This window comes from Nocardioides sp. NPDC051685 (assembly GCF_044453405.1).
Classification (GTDB): Bacteria; Actinomycetota; Actinomycetes; order Propionibacteriales; family Nocardioidaceae; genus Nocardioides.
In genome coordinates this window covers 505,835-524,180 of record NZ_JBITCR010000004.1, presented here as the reverse complement: position 1 = coordinate 524,180, position 18,346 = coordinate 505,835, and the positions used below count along the sequence as shown (strand labels likewise).

The window sequence follows — 18,346 nt, the reverse complement described above, 5'->3', positions numbered from 1 at the left end:
CCTCCCGCGAGTCAGCGGCCGGTGAAGCGCGGCTCCCTCTTGTCGAGGAATGCCTGCAGGCCTTCGGCCGCGTCGTCGAGCTCGAGGTTGGCCATCACATAGCGGTCCTCCACCTCGTCGATGGCCTGCGGGAGCGGGAGGTCCAAGCCCTCGAGGACCGCCCGCTTGACGAGGCCAATCGTGGCGGTGGGAAGCGCCGCGAGGCGCGCGGCCTCCGTGGCCACGACGGCGTCGAAGTCGTCATCGGCGACGAGGTCGACCAGCCCGTGGGCGAGCGCCTCGTCTGCGGACAGCCTGGTGCCGTCGAAGATGAGGCGCTTGGCGTGGTGCGGGCCGATCAGGCGGGGCAGTCGCTGGGAGCCGCCGGCGCCGGGGAAGATGCCGAGCCGTGCTTCGGGGAAGCCGAAGGTGGCCCGGGCGTGGAGGATCCGTAGATCGCAGGCGAGCGCGAGCTCGGCTCCGCCACCGAGCGCGTGCCCGTTCATCGCGGCGACGACCGGCTTGGGAGCAGACTCCAGGATCCGCTGCACCACCGTCCATCGCCGCATCGCGAGGTAGATGTCGGGGTCCAGCTGCCGCATCACGCGGATGTCGGCGCCCCCGATGAAGATCCGTCCTACGCCGCGGACGACGATGCACCGTACGTCGGGGTCCTCGGTGATCGTGGGGAGACCGGTGACGAGCCGGTCGATCAGGCCCGGGTCGATGGTGTTGGCGAGACCGTTGGCGAGGACGAGCGTGGCGACTGCGCCGTCGCGTTCGATCCGGAAGCCCGGGTCGTCAGGGGTAGCCGGGGTGGTGGTCGTGTCGGGCTGGGTCACTCGAGGACTCCTTGCTCGTGCAGCTGGCGGATACGGTCATGGTCGAGCCCGAGGATCTCCTCGAGCAGCTGGTCGGTGTGTTGCCCGAGCAACGGCGCCGGCCTCCGGAGCCGGCCGGGCGTACCGGTCAGATGGGCTACCGGGCCTTCGACCTGGAAGGCGCCGACGAGCGGGTGCTGCTGGGTGGGGTAGAAGCCGCGGGCGGCCAGCTGTGGGTCCGCGGTGACCAGGTCGCGCCCGTCCCGGACCGCGTACGCCGCCAGGCCGGCCTTCTGCAGCTGAACCGCGACCTCGTCGGCATCCCGCTCTCCGACCACCTTCGTGAGCGCGGCCACGGCGTCGTCGCTGGACTCGGCGACGACGCTGGTCACGGCGGCGTGGAACCGGTCCGGCGCGGTGGCACCGACTGCGAGCCAGCGGTCCTCGCCGGCAGCGTGGAGCATCAGCGGGCCCACGGCGGCCGGCTTTCCGGTGTGGGCGGGCAGCACTGTGTCGACCAGAGCCGTGCCGAGGTGCGCCGACATCGCCTCCAGCTGGGAGAGGTCGACGTGACCGCCCTTGCCACGCCAGAGGTGCTCGAGCGTCGCCAGGGTGGCGGCGTTGGCGGCGACCATGTCGCCGAGGCCGAAGGTCAGCCCCTGCGGGGGTTGTCCCGCGCGGCCGGTCTCGTGGGTCAGGCCCGACATCGCCGCGAGCGTGTCGGCGAAGGTCACGGCGTTGCGCCACGGCCCGCTCGAGCCGACGCCGGCCATCGATACGAGCACCGCGCGCGGGTTGGCCTTGTGCAGCTGCTCCCAGTCGAGCCCCCATCTGGCGAGGGTGCCGGGGGAGAAGTTCTCGACGACCACGTCAGCCTCGGCGGCGAGCTTCCGGAGCAGGTCCGGCCCCTTCTCGCTGCGGAGGTTGAGTGCGAGGCTCCGCTTGTCGTGGTTGAAGTTGAGGAAGTAGCCGGAGTCGTCGGGCCCAGCTCCCGGCCGCAGCCGCATCGACGGCGCGAACCGGGTCGGGTCCTGCCTGTGGTGCGACTCCACCTTGACGATGTCGGCGCCGTGGACGCCGAGTGTGCGCGTGACGTAGGGACCGGCGAGCACCCAGGTCAGGTCGAGGACCCGCACGCCTGCGAGCGCGCCACCGTCGCGCCCCGCATCCCTCGCTGCCGGTTGTGCGACCGGATGGGTGCGAGCTGGCTCCCGCGGGGGGTCTGTCCACGTGACGTCGGCGCCGAGGGTCCGCGGAGCGGACAGGCGCACCGGGCGTCGTAGGGCGGGGGACTCGTAGGGGAATCCGACGTCGGGCACGGTGCCGTCGGCTGTCTCTATCTCGATGAGGAACTGGCGGTGTGCGAGCTGGGGGTTGCTGATGAGGTCGGTCGGGGTGGCGACGGCGGCCCAGGGCAAGGCGCGGGCACGGCCCTCGCGGGCGACCTCCTCAGTGGTACGGCGCCGTGTGAACGCCGTGACGACGGCGTCGACGTGCTCGCGGTGCTGCCAGCGGTGCACCGGGTCCTGCCACGCCGGGTCGGTGAGGTCCTCGGCCTCGCTCGCCTCGACCATCCAGGCGAGCAGGTCGTCCCACATCCGGTTCGGGCCGGAGTAGCCGCCTGCGACGTAGCCGTCGGAGGTGGGAAAGACACGGTGGGCGACGTGCGAGTAGACCCCGCTGGTACGTCCCGGCACGACGCCGGCGTGGATCCAGGCGATCGCACCGGTCTCCAACGTGGCTGCGACGGCCTCCTGGACCGAGACCTCGGCAAGCTGGCCGGCTCCGGTGCGGTGGCGGGCGACGACCGCGAGCAGCGCTGCGATGGCGGCGTGTGCTCCGGCGAGCTGGGTGGCCTGCCCCCGCGGCGGCGGTGTCGGTTCCTCGCCCGGATCGCCGCCCAGCCAGGTCATTCCGCCGGCCGCAGCCGCGACGGTGTCATCGGCCAACCAGCCGGCGCGCGGCCCGGTCAGACCGAACGGTGTGACCACGACGTGTGCGACCTGCGCCCACGCGTCCGGGTCGGCCTCGCGGAGTGCGATGGTGCGTAGGGCGGCGATCGGGCCGGACTCGACGACGACGTCGGCGTCGCGCACCAGGCGGCCGATCACGTCGTCGACCTGAGCCGGTTCCACCCGAGCGACCCTCTTTCCGGCGTGCCAGTGCATGTAGGCGGCCGTCGGCGCGGGCGGGCGGCCGGTTGCCTCGACGCGGATCACATCCGCGCCGGTGCCGACGAGCAGACGGCCTGCCATCAGGGCGAGGTCGTCGGTCAGGTCGAGGACGCGGAGCTGGGCGGTCATGGGGTCTCCAGTCGGAAGGTGGGTCGGGCGCCGGCGTCCCAGGTGCCGGCAGGGAGGCCGCGGCTCCGGAGGACGGCGCGGTCCAGCTTGGCGTTGCTGTTGTGGGGAAGCACGTCTTCGACGGAGACGTAGCGCGGGACGGCATGGCGGGGGAGGCGTGAGCGGCAGTGCTCCCACAGCGCGCCGGGGTCGACCGGAGCGTCGCTCGCAGGCACCACGATGGCGAGGATCTCGTCCTCGGTGAGGTCAGAGGGCACGGCGACCGCCGCGACCTCGAGGATTCCGCCGAAGGAGAAGAGAGCTTGCTCGACCTGCTGTGGGTCGATGTTCACGCCACGGCGGCGAATCACGTCGCCGAGGCGGCCTTCGACGTACAGCCAGCTGTCGCTGAGGCGGACCCGGTCGCGCGTGCGGAACCAGCCGTCTCGCCACGCGTCCCGGGTCGCCTGCTCGTCGGTGTAGCCGAGGAACGCGTGACCGTCGTGCCGGGGGCGGACGAGGAGCTCGCCGACCTCCCCGTCGGGCAGCACGTCGCCGTCCTCGTCGACGACGCGGAGATCGTAGTCCTCCAGCGGGCGACCTGCCGCGCCCGGTCGAACCTCGTCAGTACCCGTGATCGAGACGTCGCCGAGCTCGGTGCATGCATAGGCCTGCCGCAGAGTGACACCGAACCGGTCTTTGAAGGCGGCGACCAGCTCGGCCGGCGCCGGCCCGCCATATGCAGTGCGGAGCCGGTGCTCTCGGTCGAACGGCGTGGGTGGCTGCGCGAGCAGCATCGTGCAGACGGCACCCATGAAGTTGAACGCCGTCACCCCCTCGGCCCGTACGACGTCGAGGAACCCCGACGCGGAGAACCGCGGTGCGACGACCATCCGAGCGCCGGAGAGGAGGGCGGGGAGAAAGGAGGCGTGGCGGGCGTTGATGTGGTGCCATGCGAAGTAGTTGAGGAGTACGTCACCGGGGCGGTAGCCCATCGCGGCCGCGACCCGGTGGGCCTGGCGCAGCGGTGCACCGGCCGGCAGCACGGCGGCCTTCGTACGCCCCGTGGTGCCCGAGGTGGTCATCACCAGCACTGGGTCGGTGGGCGCCACCACGCGAGGCCGGAGCCTCTGGGCGGCGGGGTGGTCGCCGGCCAGGTCGACATCGACCCGCAGGAGTGGCAGGCCGGCGGCCGCAGCGAGGTCGGTCAGCAGCGGCTGCCGACCGACCCGGTCCGCGGTAGTGAGAACGGCACTGGCACGGGTGTCCGCGACGAGGTGGTGTGCCCACTCGACGGGTACGTCGGGGGCGACCGGCATCTCGACGGCACCGCGCGCGGACACGGCGGCGGTCAGCGCGGTGGCCGCGGGCCCGGTGTCTGTGGCGGTCACGACCACGTCGCCCGGCGAGACCAGGTCCTCGAGCTGACACGCCCAGGAGGCCGCCCGCCGCCAGAGCTGCCTGGCCGTCCAAGCGGGGCCACCGACGAGGCGGACCACTTCGCCGTCCGGATCCGTCGCGGCACGGTCGGCCAACGCCTGGGCGACCGTCGGGTTGCTGGGCGTCACGCTGGGCGTCGCACGACGAAGGAGGGGAGGGCAGGCACCGCGTCGTCATCGGGCGGAAGGCCCGGATCGACGGTGTCGGCAGATGACATCTGTGCTGAGGTCATGCCGTCAGTGTCACGGCCGGTTCCGTTCGGAGCGAAGGAGATTGGTCTGTTCACCGGACCGGATGCCACGAAGGCCGCTCAGCGCCACCTCGCCGGAGGCCGGCCTCGTCCTTCGTGGTCCCTCAGCCGACTCGAATGCCTTCGGTGAAGGTCGCCTGGACCTGCTCGACCGCCTGCGGGTGGCGGAACAGCGTCGACGCCGTCATCGCGAGCATGAGGGCGCCGTCCAGCACTGCTGCGTCGCCGTGCTTGCCGCCGACGAGTTCGGTTGCCTCGCGACTGTGCATGCCCAGACCGGGGACGATCTCGATATTGGGGTGGATGGCGGGCACGACCTGGCTGACGTTTCCCATGTCCGTCGAACCCGGGTACACCTCGTTGCGGTGTGGTTCGGTCTTACGGCCGATCCGGCCGTAGCTCTCCTCCACGATCTGCTCGAGAACCGGGTTGGGCTGGATGGAGAGATAGACCGGACCGTCGTTCCTGATCTCGACGTCGGCCCCTGTGGCCAGCGCGGCGCCGCGGGCACAGTTCTCCAGTCGCGGCTTGAGGTCGTCGAGAAGGGTCTGCGGGTCTTCGGCTCGAACCTGGGCTTGGATCACCGCGCGTTCCGGGATGATGTTCGTGGCATTCCCGCCCTCGGTGATGATGGTGTGGATACGTACGTCGTCCGTCACCTGTTGGCGGAGCAGGCCGACGGCGTTCAGGGTGAGCACGGCCGCGTCGAGTGCGTTGATGCCGAGGTGGGGGCTGACGCCGGCGTGGGCGGCACGCCCGGTGAAGGTGAACTGCAAGGCGGCTCGGCTCAGGGTCCGCATGGCCGACAGGTTCTCGCCGGACGGGTGGAGCATGATGGCGGCGTCGACCCCGTCCAGGGACCCGCTGTCGATGATCGGGAGCTTGCCCCCGCCGCCCTCTTCAGCCGGGCTGCCGATGACCACGAGGGTGCCGCCGGGCCCGCCGTCGGAGCTCAGCATCGCGCGGGTCAGGAGCGCAGCGCCGAGGCCGGCCGAGGCGATGATGTTGTGCCCGCACCCATGGCCGATGTCGGGGAGAGCATCGTACTCGAGGAAGATCGCCAGCCTCGGGCCTGGGCGGCCGCTGTCGTAGGTGGCGCAGAAGGCGGTCGCGAGACCGGCGAACGGCTTCTCGACGACGAAGCCGTGCGCCCCCAGCGTGTCGGTCAGAAGGGTGCTGGCGAAGACCTCCTCGAACCTGATCTCGGGGCGGGCATGGATCTGGTGACTCGTCTCGAGAAGCAGGTCGCCCAGGTCGGCCAAGCACTTGCGAAGAAGGTCTTCGTCCTCCGGCGACAGACTCGGGATCGATGTGGTGCTGGCTGTGACCTGCGACATTGGACTTCCTCCGCGGTTCGCTCGATAGGGGCGCCGCCGATCTTCCCCCGGTTCCGACGACGCCGCCCGCCTCGCGGTCTGTTCACCGGAAACCTGAAGTTAACCGTGGCAGTCCGCTCAGCGAACCGGAGTCGTAGTCGCCGCGAATGACCCGGGTAACGCTGAGCCCGCCGTCGAAAGGGCAGGTATGAATCAGTCTCAATCAGGAACGACCGCACCGGGACCATCCGTCCAGCTGCGTTCCAAGCTCCCATCGATGCATCCGATGGTGGGCCTCGTGGGCGGGCGACTGCTGCGTGGTCTGGTGGTGTTGTGGTTGCTGTCCGTCATGGCGTTCGTCATGGTCCAGGCCCTTCCCGGGACTCCCGTCGACGTCCTGGCCGGACCTTACAGTGACGCCGAGACGCGGGCTCGCCTCACCGAGGAGCTCGGTCTGAACGACTCGCCGGTCATCCAGTACTTCCGGTGGCTGGCCGAGGTGTTCCAGGGAAGCCTGGGAACCTCGCTGTACAACGGGCTACCGGTCAGCTCGCTCATCGCCGAGCGCCTGGTCAACACCGTCGAGCTTGCGGTGGTGGCAACTCTGGTCTCGGTGCTGTGGGGAGTGCCGTTCGGGGCCTTCGCGGCCCTGCACCGCGGTGGCATCGTCGACCGGATCGCGAGGAGCGGCACCTTCCTCGGCCTCGCGACCCCGGTGTTCGTCCTAGGCGTCATCCTGGTGCTGGCTGCGACCACCTGGTTCCCCGCGTGGCCGACACTGCAGTACGTCCCGTTCGCGGACGACCCCGCCAGCAACATCAAGAGCCTTCTGTTGCCCGCGCTGGCTCTGGGCCTCCCGCTGGGTTCGACGATCTGTCGCTACATGCGCACGTCGATGCTCGACGTCTTCGAGCAGGACTACATGCGCACCGCCCTCGCGACCGGCGCCTCGAGGCGCCACGCGATGGTGAACCACGGCATGCGTAACGCGTCGGCGCCGGTGGTCACGATCGCTGGGCTGCAGATGGCCGGCCTCATCGGCGAGGCCGTGCTCGTCGAGAACGTCTTCGCCATCCCCGGGGTAGGGCAGCTGACCGTCAACTCCCTGCAGAACCAGGACTACGCCGTCGCGCAGGCCTGCCTGCTGCTGCTTGGCGCGGTCTACGTCCTCATGAACTTCGTCGTCGACCTGACCTACCCGCTGGTCGATCCCAAGGTAGGTGCTCTGCGATGACCCCCCAGACCACGCCCGACCTCCCGGCGACAGCGCTCGCTCCTGCCGCCGGACGCCGCCGTCACCGCAAGGTCCGCGCCGAGGTTGCCGTCGGGCTCGGCATCCTGATCCTGATGTTCGTGCTGTCGTGGTGTGTCGGCCTGATTCGGCCGTTCTCCGCGACGGAGGTGGCGGACATCCCGTTCCAGGCGCCCAACGGCACGCACTGGCTCGGGACGGACGACGTCGGGCGGGACTACTTCGTCCGTGTGTGCACGGCTGGACGCGTATCACTGACCATCGCTCTCGTCAGCGCGCTGCTGTCGATGGTCATCGGGTCGTCGGTCGGCCTCATCGCCGGCCTCGTCGGCGGGTGGGTCGACTCCATCATGATGTCGCTCATCGATCTGTTGCTCTCCTTCCCGTCGATGCTTCTTGCCCTCGGTGTGGTGGCCGTCCTGTCGCCGTCGCGGCCCACTCTCATCCTGGTCATGGCGCTCGTGACGGTCCCGCACTTCGCCCGAGTCGTGCGCGCCAGATGTCTCGAGCTGCGCGAGCGGGAGTTCATCCAGTCCGCCCGGGTCTCGGGGGTGCCGGTGCCGGTCATCGCGGTCAAGCACCTGCTCCCCAACGTTCTGCCACTGATGACGATCCAGCTTGCCAATACCGCCGCGATCGTGATCCTCCTGGAGTCCTCGCTGAGCTATCTCGGGCTCGGCGTCCAGCCGCCGACACCGAGCTGGGGCCGGATGGTCTTCGAGGCACAGAGCTACATGACGGGCTCTCCGTGGCTGGTCATCGGATCTGCCGCTGCCCTCGTCCTCTCCTCGGTCGGATGGGGTCTGATCGGAGAGGGGTTCGCTGTCTCGCGCAAGTCGATCGTCTGACCGCAGTTCCCACGGCTGCGCGTCCGAAGGGACGACGCGGCCAGCTACCGAAAGAAGAGCTCATCGTGAAGTTGAAGAGTGCAGTGAAGAAGCTGTTCGTCGTCGCGAGCGTCGCCCCGTTGCTGCTGATCGGCGCCTGCGGCGGGTCTGGCAGCGGGCCGGCACACGCAGTGAAGGCGGGCGAGACCCTCGTCATCGCCGACGAGACCCAGCCGCTCAGCGGCCTTGATCCGATCATGGCGCAGGCGTTCGACGCCAAGCGCATGGTGTCGCAGTTCTACGAGGGCCTGCTCCGGCTGAGCGCTGATGGGCGCACCATCGAGCCGGCGCTCGCGGAGAACTGGGAGCAGAAGTCACCGACCCGCTACGAGTTCGAGCTGCGGAAGGGCGTCACCTTCCACGACGGCGCCGAGCTGACCGCCGACGATGTCGTGTTCAGCATGGAGCGTCTCCTCGACCCCGAGCAGAACTCGCCGTACCGCACCCTCTATCGCATCGACGCGGTCGAGGCGATGGACGAGAGCCATGTCGCGATCACCCTGAAACGTCCTCAGTCCTCCCTTCTGCGCCTCCTCGCCCAGCCCTGGAGCGCCGGCATCGTGGACGAGGGCTGGGCGACGAAGGTCACCGACGACCAGATCAAGACACAGGAGAACGGCACCGGCCCGTACCGGCTGGACTCGTTCAAGGAGGGCAGCACGATCATGACCTCCGCGTTCGCGGACTATTGGGGCGGTGAACCCTCGATCACCTCGGTCGAGTACCGGGTCATGCCCGACGAGTCGACGCGGGTCCAGGCGCTCAGGTCGGGTGCGGTCGACATGACTCAGGTCCGGTTGCCGAAAAACTACGAGCAGCTGGACAAGCAGGGCTTCAGCGTGGGCGATCCCTACCGTGTCGGCGCGTACTGGCTGGCCATGGACATGACCGACGGTCCGCTGGCCGACGAGCGGGTCCGCCAGGCCCTGAACCTGGGGATCGACCGGAAGCAGCTGATCGAGATCGGCTCGCAGGGTGCGGGTGTGCTCTCCGGTGCCGTGCCTCCTGGCGATCCGTACGGTACCGAGGCGGACGAGTCGACCCCCTACTACAAGCATGACGTGAAGAGGGCCAAGGAGCTGCTCGCCGAGGCCGGTGCCGAAAACCTGACTCTGACTCTCGCCATCCGTTCCGACTCCCCGGAGAAGATCGCCACCGCCCAGCTCGTCAAGGAGCAGCTGGCCCAGATCGGCGTCACCCTCGAGATCAAGCAGTCGGACTGGAGCCGGCTGGTCAGCGAGATCACCTCGGGTCAGTGGAAGGCCGATCTCGTTCAGCTCACGTCCGCGCTCAACGCCGATCCGAGCCAGTACCTCGACCTCTGGTTCGCGAAGGGCGGCGCGGCGACCAAGGTCAAGGACGAGACCCTCTGGAAGATGATGGACTCCGCCGTCGAGGGCGATCTCTCCGACGACGAGCGGACCTCGGCGTACGCCGAGATCGACACCTACATCGCGGAGCATGCCTACCTCCTGGTGCCGTACGCAAGCGTGCAGGTCTACGAGGTCTGGGCCCCCGGCCTCGACTACCAGCCCGAGCCCTCAGGCACGCGGCTGATGCTGCACGACGCGACCGTGTCGTGACCCGGAACCACCCGCTGCAAAGGGAGTCAGCTATGTCGTCATCGGTCGCACCGGCACCGGTGCTAGAGATTCAGGGTCTCCATGTGCGCTACGGGGACGGTGCCCCGTCCGTGCGCGAGGTCGACCTGACCCTGGCCGAGGGCGAGATCCTCGGTCTGATCGGAGAGAGCGGCAGCGGCAAGAGCACGGTCGCCATGGCCTGCATGGGTCTGCTGCCGAAGGTCGCGCAGGTCGAGGCGGGGCGCTTCGCCGTGTGCGGGAAGGACGTACGTGGCATTGACCAGCACGCGTGGCGCGGGGTCCGTGGAGGCCAGGTAGGCATGATCTTCCAGGACGCCATGGGCGCGCTCGACCCTTCGATGCGGGTGGGCAACCAGATCGCCGAGGTGATCACGCGGCACCGCGGCCTGAAGGGGCGCGAACGCGACCGCGCGGTCGTCGACCTGTTGCGGCGGGTGGGTGTGCCGGAGCCGGACAAGCGGGCGGGGCAGTACTCGTTCCAGCTCTCCGGCGGCCTGCGCCAGCGGGTCGCCATCGCGCTGGCCCTCGCCGGAGACCCACGGCTGCTGCTGGCAGACGAGCCGACCACCGCGCTGGACGTGACCGTCCAAGCCGGGATCCTCAAGCTCTTCCGCCAGGTGCGCGACGAGTTCGGCGTGGGCGTCCTCCTGATCTCCCACGACATGGGCGTCATCGCACAGACCGCCGACCGGGTCGCGGTCATGCTCGACGGCGAGATCGTCGAGCAGGGTGAGGTGAACCGAGTACTGGTGCGTCCCGAGGCGGACTACACCCGGCGCCTGCTGGCCGCGATGCCGCGGTTGGGCGGCGCCGTCCCCGCCCCGGAAGCCGTGGGGCCTGACGCCCCGGTGTTCGAGGTGCGCGACCTGCACAAGTCCTTCCGCTCCCGCGGCCGGACGATCGCGGCCGTGCGCGGCGTCTCCCTCGACGTACGACGTGGCGAGGTGCTGAGCATCGTTGGCGAGTCCGGCTCGGGCAAGTCGACGCTGGCGAGGATGCTGGCGGGCCTGGAGACGCCGACCTCCGGGGAGATCCGGATCGACGGCCGGCCGGTCGAGAAGCGCCGGCGCCGAGACCTGCGGGGAAGATTGCAGATGGTTTTCCAGCACCCGCTCGGCTCCCTGAACCCGCGTCTGCGGTTGGGCACCTCGGTCGCCGAGCCGCTCGGCAGCACGTCGGTGTCGGCGAAGGAGGCGCGGGACCGGGTCGAGCGGGCGATCGCCGACGTCGACCTGCCGGTGGACGCCGCCCGGCGGTTCCCGCACGAGCTGTCCGGCGGCCAGGCCCAGCGCGTGGCGATCGCCCGAGCGCTCGTGGCCGACCCCGAGGTCGTCATCCTCGACGAGCCGACGTCTGCGCTCGACGTCTCGGTGCAGGCACAGGTCCTGGAGCTGCTGAAAGACCTGAGGCGCGAGCGCGACCTCACCTATGTGTTCATCTCTCACGACCTCGCCGTGGTGCGCCAGATCAGCGACCGGGTCGCGGTGATGTACGCCGGCGAGGTGGTCGAGCTGGGGGAGACCGAGCAGGTGTTCGGCGATCCCGCGCACTGGTACACCAGCGCCCTGCTGGCAGCAGTTCCCTCGCCCGACCCCGGGAGCCGTGACGAGGCCGAGTCGGGCGAAGAGGGCGCGGGTGGCGCGACGCTGCCGCCCGGCGGGTCTGCGGGTACGCCGAACGGTGAGCGGTCCTGCGCCTTCGCAGTCCGCTGCCCCGGCGCCGACGAGGACTGCCGGACCACCGCCCCTCCCGTCGTGGAGCAAGGCTCAGGGCATCTCGTCGCCTGCCACCACCCCCGCCACCTGGGAGCAGGACGACTCGGAGCAGAAGGAGCGCTGACATGAGTGAGCTCGTAGAGCTGGGCGCCCTGGAACAGGCGGCCCTGGTACGCCGGGGCGAGGTGAGCCCGGTCGAGCTGGTCGAGGCAGCGATCGAACGGATCGAGCGGACCGACCCACTGATCAACAGCGTGGTGCACCGCCGCTACGAGCAGGCGCTCGCGGAGGCCCGGCAGGTCCGGCGAGACCTGCCCTTCGCCGGCGTGCCCACGCTGTCGAAGGCCCTCAACGAATCCGTCGGCGACCCGGCCAACCTGGGGAGCGCCTGGGTAGCGCGGTCGGGCCGAACCGGAGTCCGCGACGCGGGGATCATCCGCCGCATGCGCGAGGCAGGGTTCATCGTGCTCGGCCAGACCTCGACGCCGGAGTTCGGCGTGCTCTCCGTGAGCGAGAATCGGGTGCACGGCGTGACCCGCAACCCGTGGAGCCTCGAGCTCACCTCGGGCGGCTCCAGCGGCGGTGCCTCGGCGGCGGTCGCGGCCGGCCTGGTGCCGGTCGCGCAGGGCGGTGACGGCGGCGGCTCGATCCGGATGCCGGCAGCGTTCTGCCACCTGGTGGGCCTCAAACCGACGGTGGGCCGGATCAGCGACGGCCCCGGGACGCCCAATCGGTGGGGACACAGTGTGCCTGCAGTCGTGAGCCGCACCGTCCGCGACACCGCGGCCGTCCTCGACGCGGTTAGCGGCCCGGCGCCAGGCGACGCGACCCATCCCCGCCCCTACCCGGAGGGCGGATTGCTCGGCGTTCTGGACGCCACGCCCCCGCGGCTGCGGATCGGCGTCCTCGACCACGCGCCGGCGTACGCCCCGCAGGTCACCGACGAGGTGCGTGCCGCGGTGCGCGACGTTGCGGAGACCCTGGCGGAGCTGGGCCACGAGGTCGTTGACGCCTACCCCGAGGCGCTGATGGACCAGGGCGGCACGGCGACCTTCTTCGATGCCCTCAGCGTCACAGTGGTGCAGGGCGTCGACGCGCTCTCCCAGGAGATCGGGCCGCCAGGACCGGGCGATCTGGACCCGGTCACGGAGCACTGGCTGCGCCGGGGCCGGGAGATCACGGGCGTCGAGCTCGCCGATGCCTTCGGGTGGCAGGGGCGCTACCGCGAGCGGATGGCGCAATGGTGGGGCGGCGGCTTCGACCTGCTGCTGACGCCGGTGATCGCGTCTCGTCCGAAGCCGGTGGGCTGGCCGTGGGCGGAGCCGGATGGCATCCAGCGCTCGGTCGACATCCTCTCCTTCACCGCGCCCTTCAACACCACCGGCCAGCCGGCGATCTCGGTGCCAGCGACACTGACCGAGGACGGCGTGCCGCTGGGCGCGCACCTCGTCGCTGACCACGGCCGCGAGGACCTGCTCGTCGCGGTGGCCGGCCAGCTCGAGTCCGCGCGCCCCTGGCGCGACCTGCGTCCCCCCGTATTCGCCGCCTGACGGCCCCCGAGAATGGACATCATGCGCAAGAGCTACGCCGACACCCGTCACGGCCAGATCCACTACGTCGAGGAGGGCGCCGGCCCCGCCGTCCTGCTGCTGCACCAGACGCCGCGCTCGTGGGACGAGTACCGCGACGTCATCCCGCTGCTGTCCGATCGGTATCGGGTGATCGCGCCTGACACCCTCGGCTTCGGATCCTCCGACGTCCCGGCCGCCCGCTGGTCGATCGAGCTGTTCGCCGACGGGGTCGAAGACCTCGTCGACGCGCTCGGGCTCGACGACTACGCCGTCGTCGGACATCACACCGGTGGCGTGGTCGGGATGGAGGTTGCCGCCCGGCATCCACGCCAGGTGCGGGCACTGGTGCTGTCCGGTGTCCCCTTCGTCGATGGTCCGCGCCGGGAGCGGGTCTTGCAGCGCCCTGCCATCGACGGGGTGCCGATCTCCGACGACGGCAGCCACTACGCCCTGCTCTGGGCCAAGCGCGCGCCGTTCTACCCGGCCGACCGGCCCGATCTGCGCCATCGCCTGATGGCTGACGCCGTACGAGTGGGGGAGCGGGTCGAGGAGGGGCACGAGGCGGTCAACGCCTATCGGATGGAGGACCGCATCGGGTCCGTGGAGGCCCCAACCCTCGTCGTGTGCGGAGAGCTCGACGACTTCTCACTGCCCGACGTGCCGCGCCACCTCGATCTGCTCGCCAGCGCCGAGTCAGCCACCCTGCCGGGCGTAGGGGTGCCGTCGGTCGACCACGACCCGTCGGGCTTCGCCGCGGTCGTGGGCGAGTTCCTCGACAAGACGCGCTGAACCAGGAGGTCCCGCGTACGGCCGGCGGCGCCCCTGCTCGGGTCACGTAAGCGTCTCGGCCAGCAGGGGAATCACCCCGGCACCGGCAGCGGTGACCAAGTCCTCGGGCAGGTTCCAGGAGCCGACGTGCTGGAAGAAGATCCCGGTGACGCCCAGCTCCTGGGTGCTGCGGATGCGGTCGACGATCTCGGCCGGCGTCCCGAACAGCCCGAACGCCTGCGCGAACGCGACCGCGTCCTGGTCACTGATCCAGCGCGAGCACACTTCGACCGCGTGGTCCCAGTCCTCGGCGTGGACCAGGTCTGGCACCACCTCGGGGACGTGGGCCGGGACCGAGAGCTCGAGCCCGGCGGCAGCGAGAGCCCGGGCGCCTCCCCGTTGCGCGATCGCGGCCGCGATCGGCTTGATGATCCGGGCGTCGCGCTCGATGTCATCGGTCACCATGGTGTGGGCCGAGACGGTGATGTCGAGGTCTTCGAACCGCCGCCCGGCCGTTTCCGCGCCCTCCCTGATGGCTGCGACAGCGTGGGCGAGGGGCTCGGGGGCGACACCGGAGAGCATGATGATGCCGTCGGCGATCTCGCCCGCGAGCCGCAGGTTGCGCGGACCGGTCGCTGCGACGTGGATCGGTACGCCGCCCGGCCGCGGATCGCGCATCAGGGCAACGGCGTCGCCGTAACGGACCTCCTCGCCACGCACGAGGCGCCGGATCTGGTCGACACCCGCACGCAGCTCGGCTCCCGTGCTCGGCGCAAGCCCGATCGGCTCCACCGAGCTGTGTCCTACCCCCAGGCCCAGTACGAAGCGGCCCGGAGCCACCTCGTCGATGCTGCGCGCGAGACCGGCCACCACGCTGGGGTGCCGGGTCGCCACGTTCGACACCGCCGTCGCGAGCTGCAGCCGGGAGGTGCGCAGCGCCGCAGCGAAGAGGGAGATGAAGGAGTCGCGCCACAGCGTCTGGGAGTCCGGCACGTACATCGTGTCGAAGCCGGCCTTCTCGACCTCGGCGGCGAACTCACCGAGCTCGTGGGCGGGACGGCAGGGAGGCACTCGGACGCCGATCCGAAGCCGATTCTCCATGAGGACGCTCCTTCGTGCGGACACCCGAGACCGGGACGTACAGTGCGGACCGTAGGTGCGAGGACGGCCGCGTGGCGCGTCCGTTGGATCGCTCACCGGAACATCGTCGACCTGATCGCCATGCGTACACTGGTCGAGGTTCCGGTGAGGACCGTACTGAGCGTGCGAGTGGGCGCGCCAGTCAAGAGGGGACGGCTCAGGATGGCGACCCAGCCCCGGCGGTATGGCGACGGACTCGGTCAAGGCGCCAACAGCGTCCTCGGGAAGACCCGCCTCATCCTCGAGGCCTTCGCTCTGGACGACGTTCATCTCTCCTTGACCGAGCTGTCCAGGCGTACCGGTATCTCCAAGGCGTCCGTGCACCGGCTCGCCCAAGAGCTGCTCGACTGGGGCATGCTCGAGCGATCCGGGCAGGAGTACCGCCTCGGGATGCGCGCCTTCGAGCTCGGCTCTCGGGTGCCACGGTTCCGGGTGCTCCGCGACGCCGCCCGGCCGTTCATGGAGAGTCTGCACTTCACCACCAAGGAGGTGGTGCTGCTGTACGTCCCTGACGGTCTTGACCTGCTCTGTCTGGAGAAGATCGCCAGCGGACCCGAGGCGGCGAAGCCCTCGCGAATCGCACGGCGGGTGCCGCTGTACTGCACGTCGGGAGGCAGGGCCATCTTGGCCTACTCGCCGGCGTCCTTCGTAGAAGAGGTGCTCACCAGCGAGCTCGTCCGGTTGACGCCGTCGACCATCGTCGCTCCCGGCCTGCTCGTCGAGCAGCTGAAGCGAGTCCGGGTCAACCACTACGCGACGGAGACAGAGGAGGTCGTCCAGGGCTACTGCTCGGTGAGCGTGCCGATCTTCAGCAACAGCGAGTTCCTGGTTGGTGCGCTCTCCATCGTCGTGCCGACGTTCCGTGCCGACGTTCCGAAGCTGGCCCGGGCGCTGCTGGCGACCTCGGGACGGTTGTCTCGCTCGACGCTGCTCAACTGATCAGCTCGTGGGCGTCAGGCTGCGAGGTAGGAGCGCAGGTGGGCCATCGTGGCGTCGAGCAGGTCGTGGAGCGAGGCGTGCTCGTCGGCGAGCCAGGCCTGGTAGGAGGTCAGCGCGAGGGCGAGGGCGACCTGGCCGACGGTCTGGGGGAGGAGGTCGCCCGGGCGCGTGCCGGTGCGCTCGGCGACGTACTCCGCGATGACCTCGCGCCAGCTCGCGTAGCGGAGCACGGAGTGGGCCTGGAGTGCCGGGGTGGTCAGGATCAGGCGCATCCGGTCGCGGTGGCTGGGGCTGGCGTCGGTGGGGAAGTCGTTGAAGGCGAGTACGCCGCGGTGGACCGCCTCGTGGAGCGGGAGGTCGGCGGGCATGGCGCGCAGGATCTCGCGGAAGCCGTCGAGGGTGCGGTCGAACTGTCCCCAGGGGATGTCGTTTTTGGAGGGGTAGTAGCGGGTGATGGTGCGCCTGCCGACCCCGATCGCCTCGCCGATGTCGTCGAGGGTGGTCGCCTCGAAGCCCCTGGTCACGAAGAGCCGGAAGGCGGCCTGCTCGATCTCCGCGTGCGACGTCGCCGCCGGGCGGCCGCGGAGCGAGCTGCGCGGCTTCGCGTGGGCGGGAGTGGTCGGCATCCGTCGCAATCTACCAGCAGCGCTTCGGCAAAAGAGTGGTTCGTTCCGGCGTCCCTCTATCTTTTTGACCCCGAGTGTCATTAATGTGTTGTGGGTCACTTCGGATCGGAATGAAGGAGAATGTCATGAACCCTGAGGAGACCACCCAGGTCGTGGACGAGGCCCTGACCGAGGAGTCGTTGATCGAGGAGGTCTCGATCGACGGCATGTGCGGCGTCTACTGAGCCCGACCATGACTGCGGTGAGCCTGGACAGCGCGTGGGTGCTGTCGCCGTCGGTCGCGCTGCGTCCCGAGCCGTTCGGGGCGCTGGCCTACCACTTCGGGAACCGGAAGCTGACCTTCCTCAAGCGTCCCGAGATGGTGGCGGTCGTGCGCGCCCTGGGGTCGCACCCGGACGTGCGCGGTGCGCTCGTGGCGTCCGGGGTGCCGGAGGGCCAGCACGCTGCGTACGTCGCTGCGCTCTCCGGCCTGGCCCGGACCGACATGATCCGACCTGCTGAGTAGAGGAGCGAGACGATGAAGCTGGTGGAGCACTTCGAGCTCGGCCTGGATGCGCCGATCTGCCTGACCTGGGAGCTGACCTACGCGTGCAACCTGGAGTGTGCGCACTGCCTGTCGAGCAGCGGCCGGCGCGACCCGCGTGAGCTGAGCACCGAGCAGTGTGAGGCGGTGATCGACGAGCTGCAGCGGATGCAGGTGTTCTACGTGAACATCGGCGGCGGGGAGCCGACCGTACGTCCCGACTTCTGGCACCTGGTCGAATATGCCGTCGCCCACGACGTCGGGGTGAAGTTCTCGACCAACGGCGTCCGGCTCACCCCCGAACGGGCGCGGTGGCTGGCCGCGAGCGACTACGTGGATGTCCAGATCTCGCTGGACGGCGCCACGGCCGAGGTCAACGACCGGGTGCGGGGGACGGGGTCGTACGACACCGCGATCACCGCGCTGCGCAACCTGCACGAGGCGGGGTTCCGGGACGCCAAGCTGAGCGTGGTCTGCACCCGGGAGAACATCGGTCAGCTCGACGAGTTCAAGGCGATCGCCGACCGGTTCGGCGCGACGCTGCGGCTGACCCGGCTGCGTCCGTCCGGTCGCGGTGCGGATGTCTGGGACGAGCTCCATCCGCTTCCTGAGCAGCAGCGGGAGCTCTACGAGTGGCTTGTCGCCAACGGCGACAACGTGCTGACCGGGGACTCCTTCTTCCACCTGGCCGCCTTCGGCCCGGAGGACGGCAGCGGCGCGTTGCCGGGTCTGAACCTGTGCGGCGCCGGGCGGGTGGTGTGCCTGATCGACCCCGTGGGCGACGTCTATGCCTGTCCGTTCGCGATCCACGACCAGTTCCTGGCCGGCAACGTGCTGACCGACGGTGGCTTCGACAACATCTGGAAGCGGTCGAGCCTCTTCGCCGAGCTGCGTGAGCCGCAGACCGGTGGCGCCTGCTCGGGCTGCGCCCACTACGACTCCTGCCGCGGTGGCTGCATGGCCGCGAAGTTCTTCACCGGCCTGCCGCTGGACGGGCCCGACCCCGAGTGCGTCCAGGGATACGGCGAGTCCGCCCTCGCCGGTGCGCGGACGATCCCGGCGGTCAGCCAGGACCACTCCCGCAGCGCTCCCAGCCGTAACGCGCCGGTGCTGCTCACGCTCTCCCGACGCCGCCCCGACGCCGAGCTGGTTCCGCCGGTGAGCGCGTGCGCCGAGTCGCCCCTGGCCGGCTTCGCCCCCAACTGACCCCGACGAGCAGAAGCGAGAAACAGA

16 protein-coding genes are annotated in these 18,346 nt (G+C 70.0%); 10 read left to right on the top strand and 6 right to left on the bottom strand.

Annotated features, from left to right (window positions below; genetic code table 11):
• Positions 1-11: 11 nt before the first annotated feature.
• From ACIA03_RS15250 to ACIA03_RS15235, 4 genes are all read right to left on the bottom strand, one after another.
• Complete coding sequence (locus tag ACIA03_RS15250; protein WP_396983813.1) at positions 12-821, bottom strand: enoyl-CoA hydratase/isomerase family protein; 810 nt, start codon at positions 819-821, stop codon at positions 12-14.
• Positions 818-3,103 (bottom strand): CoA transferase, encoded by a 2,286-nt coding sequence (locus ACIA03_RS15245; protein ID WP_396983811.1) that lies wholly within the window; start codon positions 3,101-3,103, stop codon positions 818-820. The genes ACIA03_RS15250 and ACIA03_RS15245 overlap by 4 nt, the downstream gene beginning before the upstream one ends.
• The gene (locus ACIA03_RS15240) at positions 3,100-4,650 is read right to left on the bottom strand and encodes an AMP-binding protein (RefSeq protein WP_396983809.1); all 1,551 of its coding nucleotides are present in this window, start codon (positions 4,648-4,650) and stop codon (positions 3,100-3,102) included. The genes ACIA03_RS15245 and ACIA03_RS15240 overlap by 4 nt, the downstream gene beginning before the upstream one ends.
• A gap of 226 nt (positions 4,651-4,876) precedes the next feature.
• Positions 4,877-6,109, bottom strand: coding sequence for a M20 family metallopeptidase (locus ACIA03_RS15235; protein WP_396983807.1), 1,233 nt, complete (start codon positions 6,107-6,109; stop codon positions 4,877-4,879).
• Positions 6,110-6,365: 256 nt separating this feature from the next.
• On the opposite strand from ACIA03_RS15235, the gene ACIA03_RS15230 reads away from it, so the two are divergent.
• From ACIA03_RS15230 to ACIA03_RS15205, 6 genes are all read left to right on the top strand, one after another.
• Positions 6,366-7,322 carry an ABC transporter permease gene (locus ACIA03_RS15230; RefSeq protein WP_396983805.1) on the top strand — a complete coding sequence of 319 codons (957 nt, stop codon included), beginning with the start codon at positions 6,366-6,368 and terminating at the stop codon, positions 7,320-7,322.
• The gene (locus ACIA03_RS15225) at positions 7,319-8,188 is read left to right on the top strand and encodes an ABC transporter permease (protein ID WP_396983803.1); all 870 of its coding nucleotides are present in this window, start codon (positions 7,319-7,321) and stop codon (positions 8,186-8,188) included. The genes ACIA03_RS15230 and ACIA03_RS15225 overlap by 4 nt, the downstream gene beginning before the upstream one ends.
• Positions 8,189-8,253: 65 nt before the next feature.
• Positions 8,254-9,810, top strand: coding sequence for an ABC transporter substrate-binding protein (locus ACIA03_RS15220; RefSeq protein WP_396983801.1), 1,557 nt, complete (start codon positions 8,254-8,256; stop codon positions 9,808-9,810).
• Positions 9,811-9,893: 83 nt separating this feature from the next.
• Positions 9,894-11,675: a dipeptide ABC transporter ATP-binding protein gene (locus ACIA03_RS15215; protein WP_396983799.1), complete on the top strand. Its 1,782-nt coding sequence runs from the start codon at positions 9,894-9,896 to the stop codon at positions 11,673-11,675.
• Positions 11,672-13,096 (top strand): amidase, encoded by a 1,425-nt coding sequence (locus tag ACIA03_RS15210; RefSeq protein ID WP_396983797.1) that lies wholly within the window; start codon positions 11,672-11,674, stop codon positions 13,094-13,096. Before ACIA03_RS15215 ends, ACIA03_RS15210 begins: the two co-directional genes overlap by 4 nt.
• 21 nt (positions 13,097-13,117) lie before the next feature.
• A complete protein-coding gene (locus ACIA03_RS15205; protein ID WP_396983795.1) occupies positions 13,118-13,906 on the top strand; it encodes an alpha/beta fold hydrolase in 789 nt (262 codons plus the stop codon).
• A 42-nt stretch (positions 13,907-13,948) separates the two neighbouring features.
• On the opposite strand, the gene ACIA03_RS15200 is transcribed toward ACIA03_RS15205, so the two are convergent.
• Complete coding sequence (locus ACIA03_RS15200) at positions 13,949-14,986, bottom strand: LLM class flavin-dependent oxidoreductase (RefSeq protein ID WP_396983793.1); 1,038 nt, start codon at positions 14,984-14,986, stop codon at positions 13,949-13,951.
• Positions 14,987-15,187: 201 nt separating this feature from the next.
• On the opposite strand from ACIA03_RS15200, the gene ACIA03_RS15195 reads away from it, so the two are divergent.
• Entirely contained in the window at positions 15,188-15,964 is a 777-nt protein-coding gene (locus ACIA03_RS15195) for an IclR family transcriptional regulator (protein ID WP_396983791.1), read from the top strand.
• Positions 15,965-15,978: 14 nt separating this feature from the next.
• Here the strand turns inward: ACIA03_RS15195 and mftR are convergent, their stop codons facing one another.
• On the bottom strand, positions 15,979-16,590 hold the full coding sequence (gene mftR / locus ACIA03_RS15190; RefSeq protein ID WP_396983789.1) for a mycofactocin system transcriptional regulator: 612 nt from the start codon (positions 16,588-16,590) through the stop codon (positions 15,979-15,981).
• A gap of 125 nt (positions 16,591-16,715) precedes the next feature.
• Between mftR and mftA the strand changes: the two genes are divergently transcribed.
• From mftA to mftC, 3 genes are read left to right on the top strand one after another with little or no spacing between them, the layout of a single operon-like run.
• Positions 16,716-16,814, top strand: a complete 99-nt coding sequence (gene mftA / locus ACIA03_RS15185; RefSeq protein WP_396983787.1) for a mycofactocin precursor MftA — start codon at positions 16,716-16,718, stop codon at positions 16,812-16,814.
• Positions 16,815-16,822: 8 nt separating this feature from the next.
• Complete coding sequence (mftB, locus tag ACIA03_RS15180) at positions 16,823-17,095, top strand: mycofactocin biosynthesis chaperone MftB (protein ID WP_396983785.1); 273 nt, start codon at positions 16,823-16,825, stop codon at positions 17,093-17,095.
• Positions 17,096-17,107: 12 nt separating this feature from the next.
• Positions 17,108-18,319, top strand: coding sequence for a mycofactocin radical SAM maturase (mftC, locus tag ACIA03_RS15175; protein ID WP_396983783.1), 1,212 nt, complete (start codon positions 17,108-17,110; stop codon positions 18,317-18,319).
• The last annotated feature ends 27 nt before the right edge of the window (positions 18,320-18,346 follow it).